Consider the following 23521-nt stretch of genomic DNA (forward strand, 5'->3'; position numbering starts at 1 on the left):
GGCCGTTTCTCAGCTCAGCCGGTACACCCGGTACACGGAAGATAACCGAGATCCTCTTCGTACACGTTCTTCCAGTTTCCGTAGGTGTAGGTGATCTTCGCGTACGTGTAGTTGCCACGCTTGTCGTTCGGCTTGGGCATGCTCGGTGCCTTGGTCCGAATGGTATGCGTCCCGCTCTTCACAGTGCCTTGGGAATAGACCCACCATTCACCGTTGACGTAGACATCCATCCGCCAGTTGGCGTTGACCGTGGCGCAGTCGCCCGTCACTGTGACCGTGCCGCTGCGTCCGGCCGTTGACGTGCTCCATGTAGCACCCGTCGACCCGCAGAAGTCCCATCCCTGGGTCGCGGCGGAGGCGATGCCGGGGCCGATCGCCAGCATCGACAGACCGGTCAGCGTGGTGATGATCGTTCGCTCAGTCCTGCGCATGTGTTCCCACCTCCGGTTGATCAGGGCGCGGCCGTGTTGAAGCAGGAGTTCCGCTTCTCCTCGTCGATCTGGGTCTTGTCGAAGTAGTACAGCTCCGACCTCGCCGAGACGCACGCGGACTTCTTCGCACCGGCCGGCGTGGCGGGGACGATCGTGGTCTTGCTGTACGAGCCGGTGACGTACCCGGTGTTCTCGAAGACGAAGTCCTTGGTGTGCGGCCGGTCGTAGATGATCAGGTTGTAGCGCTTGAAGTAGTTCGCCGGCGAGCACGTCATCGACGTCTCGACGACCCACCAGCCGCCGGTCTGGTCGTTGTCGAAGGTGTAGCTGATCGAGATCGGGTTGCATTGTGCCGTCGCCGACTCGGGCACCGCCGCGGCCGATCCGCCGGACGCGGCGAGTACTGCGAGGGCGAGCGCGGCCGTGGCCGGGAATGCTCGGTTGACACCCATCCTGAGGTCCTCTCACTGGGGATTCAGCTGATCCGGCCGGGATCGTCAGTCTTGCCTTGGGCAACTGAATTTGTCCACGCGGACAGAGGCCTTTGCAGGAAGTGGCAGAAGCGCTCCGGTGGCTGTGACGGGAATGCAACAAGGTCGACAGGAAACAGAGAAGGCCCGGGAAATTCCCGGGCCTTCTCGGTGACTGCTGGTACTAGCGTGGCACGCCGCCGACCGAGTCGGGGTCGGCCGCCTGGGCCGCGGTGGCGGCCGCGGCCTGGTCGAGCTGGTCCGGGGCGATGGGGCCGCCGGCGGAGCGGCCGCGACGGCGCATCCGGCCTTCGACGAACTGGGCCAGCAGGCTGACGAAGTAGTTCACGATGACGAAGATCGCGCCGACGACGATCAGGGCCGGCAGCAGGTTCGACTTGTAGTTGCCGATCTGCTCCGCCTTCCGGAGCAGTTCCTCGTAGGTGATGATGTAGCCGAGCGCGGTGTCCTTGAGCACCACGACGAGCTGGCCGACGATGGCCGGCAGCATCGCGGTGATGGCCTGGGGCAACAGCACCAGCCGCATCGTCTTGCCCTCGGTGAGACCGATCGCCAGCGCCGCCTCGTTCTGGCCCTTGGGCAGCGAGTGCACGCCGGAGCGGACCAACTCGGCCACGACCGACCCGTTGTACAGGGTCAGGCCGGTGACGACGGCGGCCAGCGCCAGCCGGTCCGGCGGGAAGACCTCGTAGAACGCGTACAGCGCGTAGGTGAACAGCATCATCAGCAGCACCGGGACGGCGCGGAAGAACTCCACGATCACGCCGCTGGGCCACCGGATCCAGGTCTGCCGGGACAGCCGGCCGACCCCGAGCAGGACGCCGATCGTCAGCGCGAGCACGACCGAGATCGCGGCCGCGACGAGGGTGCCGATCAGGCCCGGGATCAGGTACTCGGTCCAGATCTCGCCGGTGAGGAACGGCTCCCACTTGGCCTTGGTCAGCTGGCCCTTCTCCTCGAGCTTGCTGATCACGAACCACAGGCCGAGCAGGACCACCACGATGCTGGCGGCACCGATGACGGCGTACAGCCGCTTGGTCTTCGGTCCGGGGGCGTCGAACAGAACGCTGGAGCTCATCGCTTCACCGCCAGGCGCTTGGACATCGAGGTGAACAGGATCCCGACCGGGAGGGTGAGGATCACGAAGCCGACGGCGAAGATGCCGAACACCACGAAGAGCTGGTCCGGCCGGTTCTCCATCATCACCTTCATCACCGCGGAGGCCTCGGTGACACCGATCACCGAAGCGACGGTGGAGTTCTTGGTCAGCGCGATGAGGACGTTGCCGAGCGGGGCGATGGCGCCGCGGAACGCCTGCGGCAGGACCACGAACCGCAAGGTCTTCAGGAACGGCAGGCCGATCGCCCGGGCCGCCTCCGCCTGGCCCAGCGGGACCGTGTTCACGCCGCTGCGGATCGCCTCGGCGACGAAGGCCGCGTGGTACACCGACAGGCCGAGGATGGCGAGCCGGAAGTTGTTGTCGTTGATGAAGGTGTTGGAGTCCTTGTTCGCCAGGGCGAGTCCGAGCTGCAGGAACAGGCCGAGGTTGCAGAACACGATCACCAGCGTCAGCGGCGTGTTACGCACGATGTTCACGTACAGGGTGCCGAGGACCTGCAGCACCCGCACGGGGGACACCCGCATGACGGCGACGACCGTCCCGATGAGCAGCGCGCACAGGGCGGACAGCACGGTCAGGTAGATCGTCGTCTTGAAAGCTCCGAGACCGTCGTACTCGGAGAAGAACTCGGAGATCACGTCCATGGTTCTCCTGCAGGGGACGAAAGAGGGGACTCATGCGTGTGGGGAGGGACCGGCGAAGGGTCCCTCCCCACCGGTCAGGTCAGGCGCAGGCGTCGAAGGACTTCGGCGGGTTCGTCGCCGCGTCCAGCTTCAGGCCCGACGGGCCGACGTTCTTGTCGACCGCCTTCTGCCACTCGCCGGAGTCGACCATCTTCTTCAGCGCGTCGTTGACCTTGGTGCAGGTCTCGGTGTCGCCCTTCTTCAGGCCGACGCCGTAGCGCTCCTCGGAGAAGGTCTTGCCGACCACCTTGAACTTGCCCTGGTTGGCGGCCTGCGAGGCGTAACCGGCCAGGATCGTGTTGTCCGTGGTCAGCGCGTCGATCGCGCCGGCGCCGAGGGCCTCGACGCACTTGGAGTAGGTGTCGTACTCCTGCAGCTGCACGGTGTTGGCGAACTTGTCCTTGACCTTCTGGGCCGAGGTCGAGCCGGTCACCGAGCACAGCTTCTTGCCGTTCAGGGCGTCCGGGCCGGTGATGTCGCTGTCGGCGCGGACCAGCAGGTCCTGGCCGGCCACCAGGTACGGGCCGGCGAAGGAGACCTTCTCCTTGCGGGCGTCGGTGATCGAGTAGGTCGCGAAGATCATCTTGACCTGGCCGTTCGACAGCAGCGTCTCCCGCTGGGCCGACGGCGCTTCCTTGAACTCGATGTTGTCGTCGGAGTAGCCGAGCTCCTTGGCGACGTACTTGGCGACGTCGACGTCGAGGCCGGTGTAGTTCGACCCTTCCTTCAGGCCGAGGCCCGGCTGGTCGAACTTGATGCCGATGGTGACCTTGTCGCCACCGCCGCCGGAGCCTCCGTCGCCGGAGTCGTCACCACAGGCCGCCAGGCCGGTGGCGGCCAGGGCCGCGATGCCGAAGGCAGCGATGATCCGCTGTCGCATGGTTGGTTTCCTCCAGTGTTTCGGTACTGCGCTGGGAACGCGGGGACGGTCAGTGGGTGAGGATCTTCGAGAGGAAGTCCTGGGCCCGCTTGGTCTGCGGGTCGGTGAAGAACTGCTCCGGCTCGGCCTGCTCGACGATCTGGCCGTCGGCCATGAACACCACCCGGTTCGCGGCCTTACGGGCGAAGCCCATCTCGTGGGTGACGACGACCATCGTCATGTCCTGGCGGGCCAGGCCGACCATCACGTCGAGGACCTCGTTGATCATCTCCGGGTCCAGCGCCGAGGTCGGCTCGTCGAAGAGCATCACCTTCGGGTCCATCGCGAGCGCGCGGGCGATCGCCACCCGCTGCTGCTGGCCGCCGGACAGCTGGGCCGGGTACTTCTCCGCCTGCACGGCGACGCCGACGCGGTCGAGCAGGGCGCGGGCCTTCTTCTCGGCCTCCGCCTTCGACTCGCCCCGGACCTTCATCGGCCCGAGCGTGACGTTCTGCAGGATCGTCTTGTGCGCGAACAGGTTGAACGACTGGAACACCATGCCCACGTCGGCGCGCAGCCGAGCCAGCGCCCGGCCTTCGCTCGGGAGCGGCTGGCCGTCCAGGCTGATGTCACCGGAGTCGATCGGCTCCAGCCGGTTGATCGCCCGGCACAGCGTCGACTTGCCGGACCCCGACGGCCCGATCACGACCACGACCTCGCCCTTTTGGATGGACAGGTTGATGTCCTTCAGGACGTGCAGCTCACCGAAGTGTTTGTTGACGTCGGTCAGCGTCACCAGACCAGTTTTCGTCAAGGTGCCGGAATCGCTCATGGCGTGAACCTAGCGGAGCGGGGGGTTGGCCTGCACGGCCCCCCGGTTCCACGGTGGTAACGATCTGCAATCCGACGGAGCAGGCTGTGACGAATCGGTCACAGCCTGCTCAGCGGTTGTCCTCAGTGTTCGCGACGCTGCGTTCCGCAGCAGCCACCCGCGGCCAGGGCCGCTGCCGGAGCCGGGTCCTTCACGGCGGATTCGACGTCGGCGAGCAGTTGCCGGCGCGCCGCGGGCGAGATCACCCGGCCGCGGGTGATGACGCTATGAATTCGCCGGGTGTTGCGGATATCGGTCAGTGGGTCCGCGTCCAGGACGACCAGGTCGGCGATCTTGCGGGGTTCGACCGAGCCGAGGTCGGTCCCGAGACCGAGGAACCGGGCCGGTTCCACCGTCGCGGCGTACAGGGCCTGGCGCGGGGTGGCGCCGGCTCCGACGAGGAGTTCCAGCTCGTCGTGCAGGGCGAACCCGGGCACGGAGTACGGCGTCCCCGTGTCCGTGCCGGCCAGGACGGGGACGTCGTGGGCGAACAGCTCGCGGGTGAACCGTTGCCGCCAGTCCCACATCTGCCGCTGCCGCGCGACCTCCTCGGCCGGACGGTTCGGCTTGTACAGGTACTCCATCGCGTAGTCGAAGCTGAAGCGGGAGTCCTCGCTCAGGTACTTGCCGAGTTCGGGATCGAAGGTGACGTGGTCCGGCATGTCGAGAGCCCGGTGCATCGTCAGCGTCGGCGTGACCCGGGTGCGGTTGCGGCGGAGCGTGCCGAACACCTCGGCGGCGCGGGACCGGCTGTACGTGGTGGCCGCGAGCCATTCGATCGGGTGCATCTGGCGGAACCAGCTGTTGTAGTCCCCGGTCGACACCTTGATCGCCAGCTGCATCCGGCGGACCTCGGCCTCGCGCGTCGACACGGACAGACTCAGCGCGTGCAGGTGCTCGAGGCTGCGTTGTCCGGCGGCGCTGACCTGCTGGATCGGTACCGCGTCCGGCCCGTGCCCGTGGACGGTCAGTCCGAGCCGCCGTGCCTCGTCCACGATCGCCCGGTACGCCGCGGCGCCGAGCCGCGAGTACACCTTGACGAAGTCGGCGCCCTCCGCCTTTACCGCGCGGACGGCGGCCCGCGCGCCCGCCTCGTCGGCGACGACCTTGACGGTGAGCAGGTTCGGGTCCCACAGGGTCGGGTCGCCGTCGATGATCTGCGAGCCGACGACCATCCGCGGACCGAGCAGGGTGCCCGCAGCGATCCGGTCCCGCCAGTCGTACACGAGGGGGTTGCCGGCCATCTCCCGGACGGTGGTGAGGCCGTTGGCGAGGTAGAGCGGCGGGGAGACGCGGTCGTCGCCGAGGCTGTGGACGTGCATGTCGGCGAGGCCGGGGATGACGTACTTGCCCCGGAGGTCGATCGCGGTGGCGCCGCGGGGGACGGGAAGACCACGGCCGACGGCGAGGATGCGTTCGCCGCTGATCAGTACGGTCTGCCGCTTCTTGCGGTGGCCGGTGGCGACGTCGATCACGGTGACGTCGGTGAGCGCGGTGATCCGCGGTGCGGCCGTGGTCGCGAGCGGCTGGGCCAGCGCGGTGGAAGCGGAGGCGAAGGAGCCACCGGCCACGACAGCGGCGGCCCCGGCGGCGGAACGGGCGAGGAACTGACGGCGAGAACTGTTCATGCCCCTAACTATTCTTTCCCGCCGCCGCCCAGGCAGGGGTACCAGGGAGCCAAACCCAGGTAGGGCTATGTCCACCAAGGCACGTACTCTAGGTGGCTGTCATGCGTACTTATGAGGTCCGCACCTACGGGTGCCAGATGAACGTGCACGACTCCGAGCGCCTGCGGGGGCTGCTGGAGGACGCCGGGTACGTCCGCGCGCCCGAGGGCGACCAGGCCGACGTGGTCGTCTTCAACACCTGCGCGGTCCGCGAGAACGCCGACAACAAGTTGTACGGCAACCTCGGGCACCTGGCGCCGGTGAAGGCGAAGAAGCCGGGCATGCAGATCGCCGTCGGCGGCTGCCTGGCGCAGAAGGACAAGGCCGGCATCACGAAGAAGGCGCCCTGGGTGGACGTCGTCTTCGGTACCCACAACATCGGCTCGCTGCCGGTGCTGCTGGAGCGGGCCCGGGTCCAGGAGGAGTCGCAGGTCGAGATCCTCGAGTCGCTCGACGTCTTCCCGTCCACGCTGCCGACCCGCCGCGAGTCGGCGTACTCCGCGTGGGTGTCGGTCAGCGTCGGCTGCAACAACACCTGCACCTTCTGCATCGTGCCCGCGCTGCGCGGCCGGGAGAAGGACCGCCGGCCGGGCGACGTGCTCGCCGAGGTCGAGGCGCTGGTCGCCGAGGGCGTGCTCGAGGTGACCCTGCTCGGCCAGAACGTGAACTCCTACGGCGTCGAGTTCGGCGACCGGTACGCGTTCTCGAAGCTGCTCCGCGCCTGCGGCACGATCGACGGCCTGGAGCGGGTCCGGTTCACCTCGCCGCATCCGCGCGACTTCACCGCCGACGTGATCGAGGCGATGGCCGAGACGCCGAACGTGATGCCGTCGCTGCACATGCCGCTGCAGTCCGGCTCCGACGCGGTGCTCAAGGCGATGCGCCGCTCGTACCGCCGGGACCGGTACCTGAAGATCATCGAAGACGTCCGGGCCGCGATGCCGGATGCCGCGATCACGACGGACATCATCGTCGGCTTCCCCGGCGAGACCGAGGAGGACTTCCAGGGCACGCTCGACGTGGTCCGGCAGGCCAGGTTCTCGGGGGCGTTCACGTTCCAGTACTCCAAGCGCCCCGGGACTCCGGCCGAGGTGATGGAGGACCAGGTCCCGCGCGACGTCGTCCAGGACCGGTACGAGCGGCTGGTCGCGGTGCAGGACGACATGGCCTGGGCGGAGAACAAGCTCGTCGTCGGCCGATCGCTGGAGGTCCTCGTCGCCGAGGGGGAGGGGCGCAAGGACGCCACCACCCACCGGCTGTCGGGGCGGGCCCGGGACAACCGGCTGGTCCACTTCGCGCTGCCCGAGGGCGTGGACGCGCCGCGACCGGGAGATCTGGCGACGGTCGAGGTCACGTACGCGGCGCCGCATCACCTGGTCGCGGACAAGTTCGGCGCGGTCCGCCGGACCCGTGCGGGCGATGCGTGGGAGGCGGCCCAGGGTGCGCCGGCCGCGTCGGCGCCGGGTGTGATGCTCGGGATGCCGACGCTCGGGGCCAAGCCGATGGAGCCCGCGACCGGTGGCTGCCAGGCCGGCTGATCCGTATCCCGTGAACCTGCCGCCCGGTGCCGAGCCGTTCGCCTTCGGACGAGACGCGGACGTGTACGCCCTGCCGGACGGGCGCGTTCTGCGTCGGTACCGGAACGGTCATCCGGTCCGCGACGAGGCCGAGTACATGCGGCACGTGGCGAAGTACGACTACCCGGTGCCGGCCGTGTACGAGGTCGACGGCGCCGACATGGTGCTCGAACGGCTGACCGGGCCCACGCTCGGTGAAGCGGCGACCGCCGGTGAGCTCAGTCCGACCGAGTTGGGCGAGCTGCACGCCGACCTGCATCGCCGGCTCCAGGAGATTCCGGCGCCGAGTGGTGCGGACGGGCTGGTCGTGGTGCACGGCGACCTCCATCCGCTCAACGTGATCCTGACCGCGGACGGCCCGAAGGTCATCGACTGGCGCAACGCCGAAGAGGGCCCGGCGACCTTCGACGTGGCGATGACGGCGATCATCTTCGCCCAGGTGGCCCTGGATCCCTCCTTCGCCGAGCTGTCGGACCACCTCCGCGAAGCTCTGGCCGCCTACCTCGCGAACACGATCGACCCGAGCCCGTCGCTCCCCGCGGCTCTCGATGCCCGAAGCAACAACGTGACGCTCACCCCCGACGAGCTCGCGCTGCTCCCCGCACAGGAGGAGCTCATCCGCTCCCACCTCACGCGCTGAGGGATCGGTGATCCGGCCGGCTCAGAAACCCTCCGCGATCACCGCGGGGAGCTCGCCGTCGCGGACTCCGGCCAGTACCCGCGCCTCGTGCGGGACGACTGGGTCGGGCAGCTTGTCCAGGGAGTACCAGTCGAGGCCGGCCGCCTTGTCCGGCTCGACGATGCGTGGCTCGCCGGTCCAGCGGGAGGTGGTGAAGAAGAAGTCGACGCGCTCGTCGATCGGCAGGCCGGTGCCGCCGGTGCGGTGCATCGCGGTGAGGGGGACCAGGTCGGCCGGGTCGATCTCCACCCCGACCTCCTCGCGGACCTCGCGGCGGGCCGCCTCCAGTACCGATTCGCCGCGCTCGACGTGACCGGCCGGGACGGCCCAGTACCCGTCCATGTAGCCGGTGTTGGCCCGGAGCAACATCAGCACCTCGTCACCGCGCCGCAGCACCACGTACGCCGCCGGTATCACCTGGAATCCGTCCATGCCGAAACCCTAGTGCCCCGCACGGACGCCCCCGGACACTGCGAAGGGCCGGTGGGAAGCGGTGTGCTTCCCCCGGCCCTCCGGGTGCTGCGGGTGGGGCGGCTCAGGCGGGCTTGGGCCCGTTGTTGATGTCGTCGTCCTGGCCGTCCAGACCGTCGAGCTTGTCCTTGGCGACGCCGACACCCTTGTCGATCTTGTCGCCGTACTTGCCGCCGGTCTTCTCGTCAACGAAGTCGCCGGCCTTGTCGAGTCCCTCGCCGACCTTGTCGCCGTGCTGGTCGACCACGTCGGCCGCCTTGTCCTTGAGGTCCTCGGCCTTGCCCTTGAACTTGTCGAAGATGCCCATCTCGGGGGCTCCCATTCCTAGCGTAGTGAACTGCTTACAGACAGCTAGCGGTGATGATTCCACCTACTGGGCCCGAGGTGTGGGACGTTGTTTCAGTTTCCGCCGCCGGTGCCGCCCTCGACGTCACCGCCGCTTTCCACGTCGCCACCGCTCTCGACGTCCCCACCACTGTCGCTGCCGTTCCCCGGCGCCTCGACGTCGCCGCCGCTCGCCTTCAGCTCGACGTCGCCGCCGCTGCGCTTGGCCGCGTCCGCGGTCTCCTCCAGGTTCAGCGCTTCCTTGGCCGCGTCGGCCTCTTCCTCGAACTGATTCGTCACGCGGTGACCTCCGAGTGTGTGCTGGCGATCTTGGTCGGCCCCCCGAATCGCCGCCAGTTGCGGTCCGGAACCGTCCCTTGTTTTCTAGCCAACAACAGGGTCACCAACAACCCCGGCCGGTCCGTCTTGTCCCAGACTTCACGCCGGTCCGCCACCTGGTGGCCGCACACTGTCACACTGGACCGATGGCCGTACCACCCGTTGTCGCCGTCGTCGGCCCCACCGCCGCCGGCAAGTCCGACCTGTCAGTTGCCCTTTGCAAGCACCTCGGCGGCGAGGTGGTGAACGCCGACGCGATGCAGGTCTATCGCGGGATGGACATCGGCACGGCCAAGATCACCGAGGCCGAGCGCCAGGGCGTACGGCACCACCTGCTCGACATCCTCGACGTGACCGCGACCGCCACGGTGGCCGAGTTCCAGCGGTTTGCCCGGGCGGCCATCGACGACTGCCTGCGCCGTCAGGTGGTTCCGGTGCTGGCCGGCGGCTCGGCCCTGTACGTCCGCGCGATCCTGGACGACTTCGCTTTCCCCGGCACCGACGCCGCCGTCCGCGAGCGACTCGAGGCCGAGTTGGAGGCGGAAGGGTCGGGCGTCCTGCACGGGCGGCTGGCCGAGGTCGATCCGGCCGCGGCCGCGCAGATCCTGCCGAGCAACGGCCGCCGGATCGTCCGCGCGCTGGAGGTCGTCGAGATCACCGGCGGCCCGTACGTCGCGACGTTGCCGGAGCACACCTACGTGTACGACGGCGCGGTCCAGATCGGTCTGGACGTCCCGCGGCCCGAGTTGGACGAGCGGATCGGCCGGCGGGTGGACCGGATGTTCGAGCAGGGCTTCGTCGACGAGGTCCGCGAACTGCTCGGGCACGGGCTGCTGGCGGGCCGGACTGCGAATCGCGCGCTGGGGTACCCCCAGGTCGTGGCGCTGCTGAGCGGTGAGATCTCCGAGGCCGAAGCACGGGAACGGACCGCCCAGGCGACGCGGCGGTTCGCCCGCCGGCAGGACTCGTGGTTCCGCAAGGATCCCCGGATCACCTGGTTGCGCTACGACGATCCCGATCTTCTCGACCAGGCGCTGGCCGTGGTCCGAGGCAACCGAACGGCCGCCCCTGGCGTAGTCGGGATGGAAGGCACGGGGGCTGTCGATGCGAGGGGGTGACCGTGAGGCCGAGTTCCGTGAGTACCTGCTCGCGGACCGCAGCAGACTGATGAGAACGGCGATGTTGCTCACCGCGGGGGATGTGCACACCGCCGAGGATCTGGTCCAGACCGCCTGCACCCGGGTGTACGTGCACTGGCACCGGATCCGGCACGAGGGCGCCGGACCTTATGCGCACCGCATCCTGGTCAACGCCTTCCTGGACGAGCGCCGCCGGGCCGGCCGCCACCCCGAGGTGGTGACCGGGGAGGTGCTCGAGCCGCGCCGGCACGACGAGGCCGACCCGGCGGACCTGCTCGCCGTCCGCCGGGCGTTGCTCGACCTGGCGCCGCGGCAACGTGCCGTCCTCGTGCTGCGGTACTTCCAGGATCTCGACGTGGCCACCTGCGCGCGGATCCTGGACTGCACCGAGGGCACCGTGAAGAGCCAGACCGCGAAAGCGCTGAAGAGACTGAAGGATCTGATGGCCGACACGGCTGACGATCCGGCGACCGGGAGTAGTTGAAGTGGACGACGTGAAGAGGCTGCTGGAGCAGTTCGCCGACCAGTCGGTCGACGGCCTGCCACCGGCGGACGTGGACGCGGACGTGGCGCGCGGGCGCCGCGCGCTGCGCCGGATCAAGGCGCGCCGCCGGACCACCGGCGTACTGTGCATCGCCGCGGCGACGACCGCGGTCCTCGTGGCCGGCAACCAGGCGAAGTGGTGGGACGGTGGCGAGGCGGAGGTCGCCACCGACCAGGCACCGCCGCCGGCCACCTCGGCCCCGCAGCCGGGCGAGGCCAAGCCCGCGCAGACCCCGGCGACGATGTCCATGTACTCCGACCAGGTGCTGCGGCTGACCGCGAACAGGCAGGCGTGGAGCGGGGTCAGCTGCACCCTCACTCCGCAGGGCTGGACCGCTGAGCCCACCGGTGACCGCGTGGTCCTGAATCCGCCGAGTGTGCGGACGTCCGACACCGACACTGCCGCGCAGGTGGAGTTGTCCCGGTCCGACCAGCCGCAGAGCCTGAGCGGGATCCGCGTGACCGAGCAGGACGGCAAGGTGTTCCACGTCGGCAGCTCCGGCGGCCGCGAGATCGGCCAGGTGAAGCTGGGCGAGCGCTGGCTGGTCGCGAAGCTCCCGGTCGAGCACCAGGACTGGACCGACGACCTGGTCCGCCGCTTCCTCGACTCCTGCACCCTGTCCTGAGCAACGACGCGCTCTGCTGACGCGCGCCGAGTGGCGCGGATCTCCGCGAGCCGGTAGGCAAGGCTTGTCCCTGAACGCCGACCCGCGGAGGACCCCTGTGACACCGAAGAAGCTGGTCGCTTCCCTCACCTTGGGAGCGCTCGTCCTGTCCGGCCTGACCGCCGGAGGAACGCAGGCGCAGGCCGCCCGCGCCCCGCAACCACCGGTGAAGAACGCCACCGCCATCGGCTTCGGCGGCGCCGTCGCGTCGGTCGACCCCGAAGCCACCAACGCCGGACTGGGTGTACTGCGCCGCGGCGGCAACGCGGTCGACGCGGCTGTCGCGACCGCGGCCGCGCTGGGCGTCACCGAGCCGTACTCCGCGGGCATCGGCGGTGGCGGGTACTTCGTCTACTACGACGCCAAGCAGCGCAAGGTGTTCACGATCGACGGCCGCGAGACCGCACCGGCGGAGATGCCGACCGACGCGTTCATCGACGAGGCGACCGGCAAGCCGTACAACTTCTTCCCCGAGCTCGTCACCTCCGGCGTCTCGGTCGGTGTGCCCGGCACGCTGGCGACCTGGGACAAGGCGTTGCGGTCGTGGGGCTCGCTGTCACTGAAGAAGGCGCTGCGGCCGGCCACCGACCTGGCCGAGCGCGGTTTCGTCGTCGACCAGACCTTCCGCAGCCAGACCCTGGACAACAAGGCCCGCTTCTCGGCGGTCGTGCCGACGGCCAAGCTCTTCCTGCCGAACGGCGACGCCCCGCAGGTCGGGTCCGTGTTCAAGAACCCGGAGCTCGCCGCGACCTACGACCTGATCGGCAAGAAGGGGCTGTCCGCCTTCTACGGTGGGGATCTCGCCGCCGAGATGGCGGCCGCGGTGACCAGCCCGCCGAAGACGCCGGGCACCACGTTGCCGGTGATGCCGGGCCACCTGACCACGGGTGACCTGGCCAAGTACAAGGTGGTCGAGCAGGCGCCGACCAAGGTCCGGTACGACGGGCTCGACGTGTACGGGATGGCGCCGTCGTCGTCCGGCGGGACCACGGTGGGCGAGGCGCTGAACATCCTCGCGCCGCAGCAGTTGGCGAAGCAGTCGACGCCGCAGGCGCTGCACACGTACCTCGAGGCGTCCGCGTTGTCGTTCGCCGACCGGGGCGCGTACGTCGGCGACCCGGCGTACGTCGACGTACCGACCAAGGAGCTGCTGTCGAAGGGCTTCGGGGCCGAGCGGTCCTGCCAGATCGACCCGAAGACGGCGGCCGTGAAGCCGGTCAAGGCGGGATCGCCGGACGGTTCGTACTCGCCGTGCACGCCGGGTGTCGCGACCACCGAGCGCCCGGACACCGAAGGGTTGTCGACCACGCATCTTGTCGCCGCCGACAGGTGGGGCAACGTGGTGTCGTACACGCTGACGATCGAGCAGACCGGTGGTAGCGGGATCACGGTACCGGGCCGGGGCTTCCTGCTGAACAACGAGCTGACCGACTTCTCCGCGGTGTACGACGAGGCCGACCCGAACCGGATCGAGCCGGGCAAGCGGCCGCGGTCCTCGATGTCGCCGACGATCGTGCTGCGGGACGGCAAGCCGTTCCTCGCGCTGGGTTCGCCGGGTGGGTCGACCATCATCACCACGGTGCTGCAGACCCTGACGAACCGGCTCGACCGCGGCATGACGTTGCCGGAGGCGGTCGCCGCACCGCGAGCCTCGCAGCGCAACACCGCCAACGTCACCGCCGAACCGGCCTTCATCGACGCGTACGACGCCTCGCTCAAGCCGTACGGGCACAAGCTGGTTCTCGCCGGTGACGCCCTCACCTCGGCGGCCGAGATCGGCGCGGTCGCAGCCCTCGAGGTCCTCCCAGGCGGCGGCTACCTCGCCGCGGCAGAGCCCAAACGCCGCGGCGGTGGATCGGCCGGCACCCTCCACCAACTCTGGCCCCGCTGACCCCAACCCGAATCGCCCCCGCCACCCTTGCAGGTGGCGGGGGAGGACGGCCGGCTGCAGCCGGGCTGGTGGCTGGGGGACGCCCGTAGTAGACCTCTCGCCACCGTCAGGTGTGGCGCTGGGCTGTCAGAGCTCGGTGATGACGGCGGCGACCAGGGCGGCGCGGTTGGGCAGGTCGGCGCCTTGGATCTGTTCGTGGGACGCGTGGGCGCCTTGGCCGATCGGGCCGAAGCCGTCGAGGCTGGGGATGCCGAGGGAGCCGGTCAGGTTCGTGTCCGCCGCGCCGGCCGCGGCCCGTCCCCCTACTTCCTGACCGACCGTACGGCCCGCCGCGGCGACCTTCGCGAGGAGTTCTTCGACCGCCGCCGAGGGCTGCCAGGCCGGCCGGCTGGAAATCACCGAAACCTTGACGCGAGCGCCGTCCCGGATCGGTTGGAGTGCGCGCACCGCGTCGAGCACGGCGCGCTCGGTGTCCGGATCGACGAAGCGGAAGCCGAGCTCGGCGACCGCGCTCCCCGCGACCACGTTGGTCCTGCCCCCGCCCGACACGGTGCCCACGTTGCACAACACCTGCTCGTACGTCGCGACCAGCGCGCGCACCGCCGTCAGTTGATCGATCAGTTCGTCGATCGCGGAGACTCCTGATCCCGGATCCAGCGCGGCGTGCGCCTCGCGGCCGGTGATCTCGATCCGGACCCGGCTACTGCCACGGCGGGACGTCTTCAGCTTGCCGCTCGGGTGCGGCGGCTCCAGCCCGAACGCGGCCAGCACCCCGGCCGACTGCTCGGCGACCAGCTCACGGGCGGACGGCGACCCGACCTCCTCGTCCGCGGTGACCACGACCCGTACCGGCCGGTGGTCGGCGTCCGCGACGAGCGCGAGCGCGGTCTCCAGGACCACCAGCCCGCCCTTCATGTCGAACACCCCAGGCCCGTGGACGATCCCGTCCTGCTCGCGCCACGGCATCGGCCCGTCCACGTGGCCGAGCGGCCAGACGGTGTCGTGATGCCCGAGGAACAACACCGGCGGCTCGTCGGCGCGCGGGCCACGGCCGGGGAAGTCCGCGACCACGTGGTCACCCGTTGCCGAGGGCACCCGTCGGGCCGTGCCGCCGAGCTCGGTGTACCGCGCGACGAGGCGATCGGCGAACGCGTTCAGCGCGTCGGCTTCCCCCGTCGGTGTCTCGTGCTCGACGTACTCGCGCAACCGCGCCAGCATCCGCCCGACCTCACCCTGATTCCCCTCGGTGCTCATGGATAGTGAACGTATCATCACGAACCACGTCCCGTCTCCCGCCGGGTTTCGCCTGTTGGACAGTCGTTGACCACAGCCGTCCAGTGGGGTTTTACTCGGGACGGCAACAAGATCCGTTACGTATCTTTGCAATCCAGGAGACCGATGACAGGGCAGCCCCGCGCGGACGGATTCCGGACCGTCACGCTCACCACGCCGGCGCAGTACGCGGAGGCCGCCGCGCTCTACCGTGCTGTCTTCGGCTACCAGGACAGCGACTATGCGCTGAATCCCCGCCTGCTGGGTGCCCTGGTCGGCAACGGCGGCTCCGTCGTCGGAGTGCTGGACACCACGGACCGCCTCGTCGCTGTTGCGTACGGCTTCTGCGGTACCGACGGCCGGAGTACCTACCACTACTCGCAGTCCGCGGTGGTGGCGTCCGACCAGCAGGGCAAAGGCCTCGGCCGCCTGCTCAAGCGTGCACAACGGGAAGTCGCCCTGGAGTACGGGATGACGCACATGCGCTGGACGTACGATCCGTTCCAGACCCGCAACGCCCACTTCAACTTCGACGTACTGGGTGCGCGCGGTCGCTGGTTCAAGCAGGACATGTACGGACCGGGCGTGGACCGCGTCGTCGTCGAGTGGGACCTGCGCCGGGCCGACGTGCAGCCACCGGCGCCCGTCGAACCACCCGAGCTCACCGAGGCCGACTGGGGTCTCCCCGGTGGAGACGCCGACAAGTTGTGGCTCGCCCTGCCCGCCGACTTCGCCGGTCTGACCGTGACCCGGCCCGAGGTCGCGGAGCGGGTACGGCGGGACGTCCGGTCCACCTTCACCGACCTGTTCGGCAAGGGCGCGGCCGCGGTGTCGTGCCGCCGGGTGGACGCCACGACGGCGGTGTACTTCTTCGCCCCGGTCGAGGAGGCCGGCCGTGGCTGAGATCGACGACCGGCGGGCCGAGAACCGCGAGCTCGCCAGCCCGCACGAGCGGTACGACGCCCGGTTGCAGCGGCGTTCGTCCACGCTGCTCCAGCGCCGCGTGGTCGAGCAGGAGCGCGCCTCCATCACCGAGGCGCTCGACCTGATCCTCGCCGACGACTCGATCGCCCAGGCGGCCGCGCGGATCGTCGCCGCCCGGCGCCGGTTCATCGTCGGCTCCAGCAAGTCCTTCTCGTACGCGTCCCTGCTCGCCTTCGACCTGAGCGCGGGACTGTCCCAGGTCACGCTGATCGACGGCACCGTCGTCCGCAGTGTCGACGTGCTGTCCGACGTCCGGTCCAGCGACCTGATGGTGGCGTTCTCGCTGCGGCGGTACCGGCGCGACACCGTCGAGGTGGCTCGCCGGTTCGTCGAGGCGGGCGGCGAGTTGGTCGCGATCACCGACTACGACGACGCACCGCTGGCCGGGATAGCGAACCAGTGCATCTACGTGGCCACCGGGAGCGCGTCGTACGTGGACTCGCCGACCGTGGTCGCGTCGGTGCTGCACGTCCTGGCCACGCTGACCACCGCGAGCGCGAAGGGGGCCCGGCGCCGCCTCGGCGAGCGGGACCGGCTCAACACCGAACTGGGGCTCTATGTCCACGACTGAAGCAAGGGGAACACGCGTGCGTGTCACCGCCGCCCGCCTGCACCGGGTCCACCTGCCGTTGGTCCACGCGTTCCGGACCAGCTCGCACCGCAAGGCCGGCCTGGACCACATCCTGGTCGAGCTGGAGGACGCCGACGGCGCGATCGGCTGGGGCGAGATCGCGTCCCCGTCCGACCCGTACTACGCGCCCGAGACGGTGGAGTCGTGCTGGCACATCGCGGAGAAGTACCTGCTCCCGGCCGTGGTCGGGCAGGAGTGGGAGACCCCCGACGAGGTGCCGCGGTACTGGGAGAAGGTGCGCGGTAACCAGTTCGCCAAGGCGGGTGTCGACGTCGCCGCGTGGGTGCTGTGGTCCACCGTGCACGGCGTACCGCTGTCCGCGGCGCTCGGCGGGACCAGGTCCGAGGTGACCGCGGGGGTGTCCCTCGGGATCGAGCCCACGATCGACGAGCTGCTCACCGAGGTCCGGCGCCAGCTGACCGCCGGGTACCCGCGGGTGAAGCTGAAGATCGCGCCGGGCTGGGACGTGGAGCCGGTGCGCGCGGTCCGCGCCGAGTACCCCGACCTCGATCTCCATGTCGATGCCAACGGCATCTACACCGAGTCGGCCGAACACCTGGCCGCGTTGCTGGCGCTGGACGAGTTCGGCCTGACGATGATCGAGCAGCCGTTCGCACCCCGTGACCTGCCCGCGCACGCCCGCCTGCAACGCGCGATCGACACCCCGGTCTGCCTGGACGAGAGCGTCGAGACACTGGCCGACCTGGAGACCGCGGTCGCGCTGGAAGCCCTGCGGGTGCTCAACATCAAGGTCTCGCGGATGGGTGGCCTGACCGCCGCCCGCGCGGCCCACGACCTCGCCGCGCGGGTCGGAATCCCGGTCTGGTGCGGCGGCATGCACGAGTTCGGCATCGGCCGGGCCGCCAACGTGGCGCTGTCCAGCCTGCCCGGCTTCACCCTGCCGTCCGACGTGTCGGCCTCGGAGAAGTACTACGCGCGCGACGTGATCACCCCGCCCGTGGTCGCGCGTGACGGCATCGTCCAGGTCCCGGGGACCCCCGGCCTCGGCCACGCCGTCGACACCGCCCTGATCGCCGCGAACACCGTCGCCACCACCAGCGTCAACGCCAAGCTCTGACGCGCCGACCGCCCCCGGTCACGACAGAACAGGATCCTGATGAGCCAGGACAAGAGCACCACAACCACCCCGGACACCAAAGCCCGCGACGCCAACGCGTACGACGTCCAGCTGTCACCGGGCCGTCGCCGGGTGGTGAACCTGCTGGCCGTCATCGGTCTGGTGGCCTCCGTCATCGCCGGCCTGGCGACGGACGGCCCCACCTTGTGGGGTCTGCTGCCGATCGTCCTGTACGCCGTGCTCTGCCTGCTCGGCATGGACATCGTCGTCGGAACCGTCCTCGCGGTCCTGTCCGGCGTCCTGATCGTCGGCCTGAGTCCACTCGAGACCGGCACCCTGCTGGGTGAATCGCTGGCCGACTCGGTCACCGCGATCGGCCTGATCATCGTGCTCGGCGCCGGCGTCGGCGAGGTACTCCGGGTCACCGGCGTCGCCTCGACGATCGTGCACGGCGTGATGCGCGTGGTCGGGGACCGCAACCGGACCGCGGTCGTGCTCGGCGTGATGATCGCGTGCCTGATCCTGGTCGCGAGCCTCGGGACGTTGGCCGGCGCGCTGGCGATCGCGGCGCCGATCGTCCTGCCGATCACCGCGCGGCTCGGCTACACCCGGTCGGCCACGGCCTCGATGCTGTTCATCGGTGGCTGTGCGGGCCTGACCGTGGCGCCGTTCGCCGGGTCGAACGTGGCGATCATGACCGCCGCCGACGTCGGGTACCTCACCTATCTCGGCTACGGTGCCGGGCCGCTGGCGATCCTGTCCCTGATCCTCGGCCCGTTCGTGGTCGCGTTCATCCAGCGCCGCACGGCCGGTACCGGCGACGAGTACGAACTGGGCGAGCTCGTCGGCGACGACGGGGCCGGCGCGGCCCGGGCGCCGCGGGCCGCGACGATCGCGTTCGTGGTGACGCTGCTCGCCAGCGTCGTGTACGCGACGATCACCGAGGCGGGGACGAACTTCCCGCTGCTCGCGCTGCCGCTGCTCGGGGTCGTCACCGGCGTCGCCGGCCGGCTGCCCGCCCGCGACATCGCCGAGCACATGTACCGCGGCGGCGCGAAGCTGATCAGCATCCTGCTGCTGTTCTGGTTGCTCGCGGCCCTCTTCGCACTGATCGACAAGCTGGCGCCGTTCCAGGTCATCCTGGACGCGATCGGCCCGGAGCTCGCCACCGTGTCCGGGTTCGGTGTCGCGATCGCCATCGCCGTCCTCGGCTGGGTCGGTGTCCCGGGTGCGACGGCGGCGCAGGTGGTGTTGCTGGACAAGGTGTTCGGCACGCTCGCCGCGAGTGCCGGGGTCGGTCCGGCGGCCTGGGTCGTGGTGCTGCTGTTCGCGTCGAAGGCCGACACCTACGGGCCGTTCCCGAACGCCAACATGGTCGGCTCGATGGGCCTGGCCCGGTCCTCGAACCTGAAGAACATGATGATCACCGGCTGGCTGATGCTGATCCCGGCCTGTGTCATGTACGCCGGGATCCTGCTGGTGACGACATGAGCCGGGCCCTGACGAACGGCCTCGTCCTGGACGGCACCGGGTCCGACGCGGTCCCGGCGACGGTACTCGTCGACGACGGCCGGATCACGGCTGTGCTGCCGGCCGACGCGGAGGCCCCGGCCGGTACCGAGGTGATCGATGCCGGGGGCAACGTCATCACGCCGGGCTTCATCGACCTGCACTCGCACGCGGACTTCTCGGCGGAGGCGAGTCCCGAGGCGATCACTCAGCTGTACCAGGGGGTGACGACGCTGGTGACCGGCAACTGCGGCTGGTCGCCGTTCCCGATCGCCGACCTGGCTCAGATGCGAGCGGGGACGGCGTTCCTGTCGCCCGAGAGCAGCTGGTCCTGGCAGGACGGCAGGGGATTCGCGGACACGCTCGACGGCGTCGGCTTGGCGATCAACGTCGCGCTGCAGGTCGGTCACTCCGCACTGCGCCTCGCCGTCCTCGGTGGTGCCGAGCGGCCCCCGAACCAGGACGAGTTGGCCCGGATGCAGGCGTTGCTCCGGCAGGCGGCCGAGGACGGTGCGGTCGGCTTCTCCACCGGACTGATCTACGCACCCGGTACCTTCGCCGAGCCGGCCGAGGTCGCGGCGTTGGTGGCGACGGCCGCCGACTGCGGCCTGTTGTACTCCACGCATATCCGCAATGAGGGACCGCGGTTGCTGGAGGCGCTGGACGAGGCGATCGAGGCGGCCCGCGCCGGTGGTGCGCGGCTGCAGGTCTCGCACCTCAAGGCGATGGGCCCGGCGAACCACGGGCGCGTCCACGCCGCCCTGGAGCGGATGGACCAGGCTCGCGCCGACGGCCTCGACGTCGCCTGTGACGTCTACCCGTACACCGCGTCGAGCACCACGCTGACGGCCCGCCTGCCGACGTGGACGATGGAAGGCGGTACCGCGGGACTCCTCGCCCGTCTCGGTGACCCGGCCGAACGCGAGCGGGTCGCGGCCGCGGTCCGTGAACAGTCCGTCCTCGATCCCGCCAACGTGGTGATCGCATCGCTGCCGCCGGGCCGGTACGAGGAATGCCGCGGGCTCAGCCTCGCCGAGATCGGTCAGCGTGACGGCGTGGACGGGACCGAGGCTGCGTTGCGCGTCCTGGAGAACCACGAGGCCGCCGTGAGCGTGGTCAACCACGGGATGGCCGAGGACGACGTGGTCGCGGTCCTGCGGCACCCGTACACGAGCGTGGCCAGTGACGGGTGGATCCTGCGGGCGACGGGGGACGGGCACCCGCATCCGCGGAGCTTCGGGACGTTCCCGCGGGTCCTCGGGCGGTACTCGCGGGACCAGCGCGTGCTCAGCCTGGCCGAGGCGGTTCGCCGGATGACGTCGTTGCCGGCGTCGCGGCTCGGGCTGACCGATCGCGGGGTCGTGGCCCCGGGTGCGGTCGCGGACCTCGTCGTCCTGGATCCCGAGCGCGTCGCCGACCGGTCGACGTACGACGAGCCGTGGCAGCTGTCCGTCGGTATCGAGCACGTCCTGGTCGCGGGCGAGCCCGTCCTTCGCGACGGCGAACCGACCGGACTCAGACCGGGCCGGGTCCTCCGAAAGACCTCGGTCAGCGCTTGAGTCGGCGCGGCTCCGTCGGAAGCGGGGGCGGGGCCTGATCCGGCGCGGCCTCGTCCTCGGTGGAGGTCAGCCAGCCGTCGTACTCGGCGACCAACTCGTCCAGGGCGGCGGCGTCGGTACCGGCCGGCAGGACGACGGTCCACGGGTGGTCCTCGTCGTCGTCCTCGCCGTGGAACCGCTCCCGCCGGACCTCGCCGCCGAGCTCGGCCGCCACCGCGTCGGCGTCGTCGCGCTCCCAGAAGGAGGCGACCACCTCGTCTGCCGATTCCGCTGTCATGACCGAACCGTACGATCTGTGCATGACCACCGGCACTTTCCCCTGGCTCAAGGGGCACGGCACCGAGAACGACTTCGTGCTGCTGCCCGACCCCGACGGGACGATCCACGGGGACCTCGACGCCGCCGTGGTGCGGTTCCTCTGCGACCGGTACGCGGGGATCGGCGCCGACGGCGTGCTGCGGGTGATCGAGGGCTCGAAGCAGTCGTACGTCGAGGACGGCGGCGACTGGTTCATGGACTACCGCAACGCCGACGGCTCGATCGCGGAGATGTGCGGCAACGGGATCCGGGTCTTCGTCCGGTACCTGGCCGAGGCGGGCCTGGCCGGCGACAAACCGGTCCGGGTCGGGACCCGCGCCGGCGTCAAGGAGATCGTGCTGAACGACGACGGCACCATCACCGCCGACATGGGCGAACCGCGGCTGCCCGGACCGGCCGGCATCGTGGTCGAGGCGAACGGGCACCAGTGGCCCGCGGTACACGTGGACATGGGCAATCCGCACGCGGTCGCGTTCGTCGACGACCTGCGCGAGCCGGGGCACCTGGTGGACCAGCCCGGGTGGACGCCGGAAACCGCGTTCCCCCACGGCGTGAACGTGGAGTTCGTGGTCCGTGAAGGGCCGAACGCGGTCCGTATGCGCGTGCACGAACGGGGTTCGGGGGAGACCCGGTCCTGCGGGACGGGGACGTGCGCCGTGACCGTGGCGGCGGCCCGCGCGGCTCGGCAGGAGCGGCCGGTCACGTACCGCGTCGGCGTACCGGGTGGTGCGGTGACCGTGACGTGGCGGGCGGACAACCACGTGGAGCTGACCGGGCCCGCCGTGGTGCACGCGCGCGGCGAGTTCGACCGGTCCTGGCTGCCCGGATAGGGGAATTCGGGACCCCACGGGGTCGTTGAACAGGGAAATCGGGTCGCCTGGGTGGGGGACCCGTGCCACGATGGAAGGTATATGACGACCCAACCGAACGCGTACGAAGAGACCGAAGACGTCGACCTCGACCTGATCCAGGACGACGCGCTCGACGACGAGGACACTTCGTCGTCGGGGTACGACTACGAACAATCGACCGAGGGCCTCGACCTCGAGGAACGCCAGGCGCTGCGGCGCGTGGTCGGGATGTCGACCGAGCTGACCGACATCAGCGAGGTCGAGTACCGCAAGTTGCTGCTGGAGCGGGTGCTGCTGGTCGGCGTCTGGACCGAAGGCAGCGCCGAGGACGCGGAGAACTCGCTCACCGAGCTGAAGCTGCTGGCCGAGACGGCCGGTTCCGAGGTGCTCGACGGCGTGATCCAGCGCCGGAAGAAGCCGGACCCGGCGACCTTCATCGGTTCCGGCAAGGTGCAGGACCTGCGCCAGCTGGTCGCCGCGCTGGGCGCCGACACCGTGATCGCGGACGGCGAGCTGGCCCCGGCGCAGCTGCGCAACCTGGAGGACCGGCTGAAGGTCAAGGTGGTCGACCGGACCGCGCTGATCCTGGACATCTTCGCCCAGCACGCGAAGAGCAAGGAAGGCAAGGCCCAGGTCGAGCTGGCCCAGCTGCAGTACATGAAGCAGCGGCTGCGCGGCTGGGGTGGGAACCTGTCCCGCCAGGCCGGTGGCCGGGTGGGTGCGGCCGGTGGCGGTATCGGTGGCCGTGGTCCCGGTGAGACCAAGATCGAGACCGACCGGCGCCGGATCAACACCAAGATCTCCAAGCTCCGCCGGGAGCTGAAGGACATGAAGAGCACCCGGTCGACGATGCGGCAGGAACGCCGCCGGCACGCGGTCCCCTCGGTGGCGATCGCGGGGTACACCAACGCCGGCAAGTCCTCGCTGCTGAACGCGATCACCGGGGCGGGCGTGCTGGTCGAGAACGCGCTGTTCGCGACCCTGGACCCGACCACCCGCCGGACCACCACGTCCGACGGCCGGGTCTACACGTTCACCGACACGGTCGGGTTCGTCCGGCACCTGCCGCACGACATCGTCGAGGCGTTCCGCTCGACGCTGGAGGAGGTCGCGGACGCGGACCTGCTGCTGCACGTGGTGGACGGTTCGCACCCCGACCCGCTGGCCCAGATCCACGCGGTCCGCGAGGTGCTCGGCGAGATCAACGCCACCGACGTCCCGGAGATCATCGTGATCAACAAGGGCGACCTGGCGGACCCGATCGCGCTGGCACCGGTCCTGCACCGGGAGCCCCGGGCGCTCGTCGTCTCGGCCCGGACCGGCGAGGGCATCGACAAGCTGAAGGAGCTCGTCGAGGCGTCCCTGCCGCAGCCGGACATCGCGGTCGAGGCGCTGCTGCCGTACGACCGGGGCGACCTGGTCTCCCGGATCCACTCCGAGGGCGCGGTCGACCAGCTCGAGCACACCGCCGAAGGCACCCGCCTCACGGCGCGGGTGCACCCGGCCCTGGCCGGCGAGCTCACGCCGTACCAGGTGGCGACGACCAGCTAGGTCGTGTCCTCAGCGCAG

At 69.9% G+C, this 23521-nt stretch carries 25 protein-coding genes; 13 read left to right on the forward strand and 12 right to left on the reverse strand.

Going from position 1 to position 23521, the window contains the following annotated elements:
- Positions 1-14 precede the first annotated feature (14 nt).
- From FB561_RS37115 to FB561_RS37145, 7 genes are all read right to left on the reverse strand, one after another.
- Positions 15-431: a hypothetical protein gene (locus FB561_RS37115; RefSeq protein WP_145814791.1), complete on the reverse strand. Its 417-nt coding sequence runs from the start codon at positions 429-431 to the stop codon at positions 15-17.
- Between the two features lie 20 nt (positions 432-451).
- Positions 452-883 (reverse strand): hypothetical protein, encoded by a 432-nt coding sequence (locus FB561_RS37120; RefSeq protein ID WP_145814792.1) that lies wholly within the window; start codon positions 881-883, stop codon positions 452-454.
- Between the two features lie 202 nt (positions 884-1085).
- Positions 1086-2000, reverse strand: a complete 915-nt coding sequence (locus tag FB561_RS37125) for an amino acid ABC transporter permease (protein ID WP_145814793.1) — start codon at positions 1998-2000, stop codon at positions 1086-1088.
- Complete coding sequence (locus FB561_RS37130; protein ID WP_145814794.1) at positions 1997-2686, reverse strand: amino acid ABC transporter permease; 690 nt, start codon at positions 2684-2686, stop codon at positions 1997-1999. Before FB561_RS37130 ends, FB561_RS37125 begins: the two co-directional genes overlap by 4 nt.
- A 79-nt stretch (positions 2687-2765) precedes the next feature.
- Positions 2766-3605 (reverse strand): glutamate ABC transporter substrate-binding protein, encoded by an 840-nt coding sequence (locus FB561_RS37135; RefSeq protein WP_145814795.1) that lies wholly within the window; start codon positions 3603-3605, stop codon positions 2766-2768.
- A gap of 49 nt (positions 3606-3654) precedes the next feature.
- Positions 3655-4416, reverse strand: a complete 762-nt coding sequence (locus FB561_RS37140; protein ID WP_145814796.1) for an amino acid ABC transporter ATP-binding protein — start codon at positions 4414-4416, stop codon at positions 3655-3657.
- 122 nt (positions 4417-4538) lie between these two features.
- On the reverse strand, positions 4539-6083 hold the full coding sequence (locus tag FB561_RS37145) for an amidohydrolase family protein (protein ID WP_145814797.1): 1545 nt from the start codon (positions 6081-6083) through the stop codon (positions 4539-4541).
- 101 nt (positions 6084-6184) lie between these two features.
- Between FB561_RS37145 and miaB the strand changes: the two genes are divergently transcribed.
- Together miaB and FB561_RS37155 are read left to right on the forward strand one after the other, a co-directional pair.
- Positions 6185-7660: a tRNA (N6-isopentenyl adenosine(37)-C2)-methylthiotransferase MiaB gene (gene miaB, locus FB561_RS37150; RefSeq protein WP_145814798.1), complete on the forward strand. Its 1476-nt coding sequence runs from the start codon at positions 6185-6187 to the stop codon at positions 7658-7660.
- The gene (locus FB561_RS37155; protein WP_238335343.1) at positions 7641-8339 is read left to right on the forward strand and encodes a phosphotransferase; all 699 of its coding nucleotides are present in this window, start codon (positions 7641-7643) and stop codon (positions 8337-8339) included. Before miaB ends, FB561_RS37155 begins: the two co-directional genes overlap by 20 nt.
- Before the next feature lie 21 nt (positions 8340-8360).
- Here the strand turns inward: FB561_RS37155 and FB561_RS37160 are convergent, their stop codons facing one another.
- The 3 genes from FB561_RS37160 to FB561_RS37170 all read right to left on the reverse strand — a co-directional run bounded on the left by FB561_RS37160 (position 8361) and on the right by FB561_RS37170 (position 9473).
- A complete protein-coding gene (locus FB561_RS37160) occupies positions 8361-8810 on the reverse strand; it encodes an NUDIX hydrolase (protein ID WP_145814799.1) in 450 nt (149 codons plus the stop codon).
- A gap of 103 nt (positions 8811-8913) precedes the next feature.
- Positions 8914-9156: an antitoxin gene (locus FB561_RS37165; protein ID WP_145814848.1), complete on the reverse strand. Its 243-nt coding sequence runs from the start codon at positions 9154-9156 to the stop codon at positions 8914-8916.
- A 92-nt stretch (positions 9157-9248) separates the two neighbouring features.
- On the reverse strand, positions 9249-9473 hold the full coding sequence (locus FB561_RS37170; protein WP_145814800.1) for a hypothetical protein: 225 nt from the start codon (positions 9471-9473) through the stop codon (positions 9249-9251).
- A 185-nt stretch (positions 9474-9658) separates the two neighbouring features.
- Here FB561_RS37170 and miaA point away from each other — a divergent pair, with 185 nt between their 5' ends.
- The 4 genes from miaA to ggt all read left to right on the forward strand — a co-directional run bounded on the left by miaA (position 9659) and on the right by ggt (position 13750).
- A complete protein-coding gene (gene miaA / locus FB561_RS37175; RefSeq protein ID WP_145814801.1) occupies positions 9659-10630 on the forward strand; it encodes a tRNA (adenosine(37)-N6)-dimethylallyltransferase MiaA in 972 nt (323 codons plus the stop codon).
- Positions 10617-11135: a SigE family RNA polymerase sigma factor gene (locus FB561_RS37180; protein WP_145814802.1), complete on the forward strand. Its 519-nt coding sequence runs from the start codon at positions 10617-10619 to the stop codon at positions 11133-11135. The genes miaA and FB561_RS37180 overlap by 14 nt, the downstream gene beginning before the upstream one ends.
- Before the next feature lie 10 nt (positions 11136-11145).
- A complete protein-coding gene (locus FB561_RS37185) occupies positions 11146-11820 on the forward strand; it encodes a hypothetical protein (RefSeq protein WP_145814803.1) in 675 nt (224 codons plus the stop codon).
- Between the two features lie 97 nt (positions 11821-11917).
- The gene (gene ggt / locus FB561_RS37190; RefSeq protein WP_145814804.1) at positions 11918-13750 is read left to right on the forward strand and encodes a gamma-glutamyltransferase; all 1833 of its coding nucleotides are present in this window, start codon (positions 11918-11920) and stop codon (positions 13748-13750) included.
- A 126-nt stretch (positions 13751-13876) separates the two neighbouring features.
- On the opposite strand, the gene FB561_RS37195 is transcribed toward ggt, so the two are convergent.
- Entirely contained in the window at positions 13877-15004 is a 1128-nt protein-coding gene (locus tag FB561_RS37195; protein WP_202881034.1) for a M20/M25/M40 family metallo-hydrolase, read from the reverse strand.
- 144 nt (positions 15005-15148) lie between these two features.
- Between FB561_RS37195 and FB561_RS37200 the strand changes: the two genes are divergently transcribed.
- The 5 genes from FB561_RS37200 to FB561_RS37220 are packed head-to-tail and all read left to right on the forward strand — an operon-like array spanning position 15149 to position 20783.
- Positions 15149-15925: a GNAT family N-acetyltransferase gene (locus FB561_RS37200; RefSeq protein ID WP_145814805.1), complete on the forward strand. Its 777-nt coding sequence runs from the start codon at positions 15149-15151 to the stop codon at positions 15923-15925.
- Positions 15918-16577, forward strand: a complete 660-nt coding sequence (locus FB561_RS37205) for a MurR/RpiR family transcriptional regulator (protein WP_238335344.1) — start codon at positions 15918-15920, stop codon at positions 16575-16577. The genes FB561_RS37200 and FB561_RS37205 overlap by 8 nt, the downstream gene beginning before the upstream one ends.
- A gap of 16 nt (positions 16578-16593) precedes the next feature.
- Positions 16594-17715 (forward strand): o-succinylbenzoate synthase, encoded by a 1122-nt coding sequence (gene menC / locus FB561_RS37210; protein ID WP_145814806.1) that lies wholly within the window; start codon positions 16594-16596, stop codon positions 17713-17715.
- A gap of 39 nt (positions 17716-17754) precedes the next feature.
- Positions 17755-19206 (forward strand): Na+/H+ antiporter NhaC family protein, encoded by a 1452-nt coding sequence (locus FB561_RS37215; protein WP_145814807.1) that lies wholly within the window; start codon positions 17755-17757, stop codon positions 19204-19206.
- Positions 19203-20783, forward strand: a complete 1581-nt coding sequence (locus FB561_RS37220; RefSeq protein ID WP_145814808.1) for an N-acyl-D-amino-acid deacylase family protein — start codon at positions 19203-19205, stop codon at positions 20781-20783. The genes FB561_RS37215 and FB561_RS37220 overlap by 4 nt, the downstream gene beginning before the upstream one ends.
- Here FB561_RS37220 and FB561_RS37225 read toward each other — a convergent pair.
- Positions 20773-21060: a hypothetical protein gene (locus FB561_RS37225; protein WP_145814809.1), complete on the reverse strand. Its 288-nt coding sequence runs from the start codon at positions 21058-21060 to the stop codon at positions 20773-20775. The two genes, FB561_RS37220 and FB561_RS37225, sit on opposite strands and share 11 nt — an antisense overlap.
- Before the next feature lie 22 nt (positions 21061-21082).
- Between FB561_RS37225 and dapF the strand changes: the two genes are divergently transcribed.
- Positions 21083-21931 (forward strand): diaminopimelate epimerase, encoded by an 849-nt coding sequence (gene dapF, locus FB561_RS37230; RefSeq protein ID WP_145814810.1) that lies wholly within the window; start codon positions 21083-21085, stop codon positions 21929-21931.
- 81 nt (positions 21932-22012) lie between these two features.
- Complete coding sequence (gene hflX, locus FB561_RS37235; RefSeq protein WP_145814811.1) at positions 22013-23503, forward strand: GTPase HflX; 1491 nt, start codon at positions 22013-22015, stop codon at positions 23501-23503.
- Positions 23504-23521: the final 18 nt, after the last annotated feature.

The sequence above is a fragment of the Kribbella amoyensis genome (genome assembly GCF_007828865.1).
Classification (GTDB): domain Bacteria; phylum Actinomycetota; class Actinomycetes; order Propionibacteriales; family Kribbellaceae; genus Kribbella; species Kribbella amoyensis.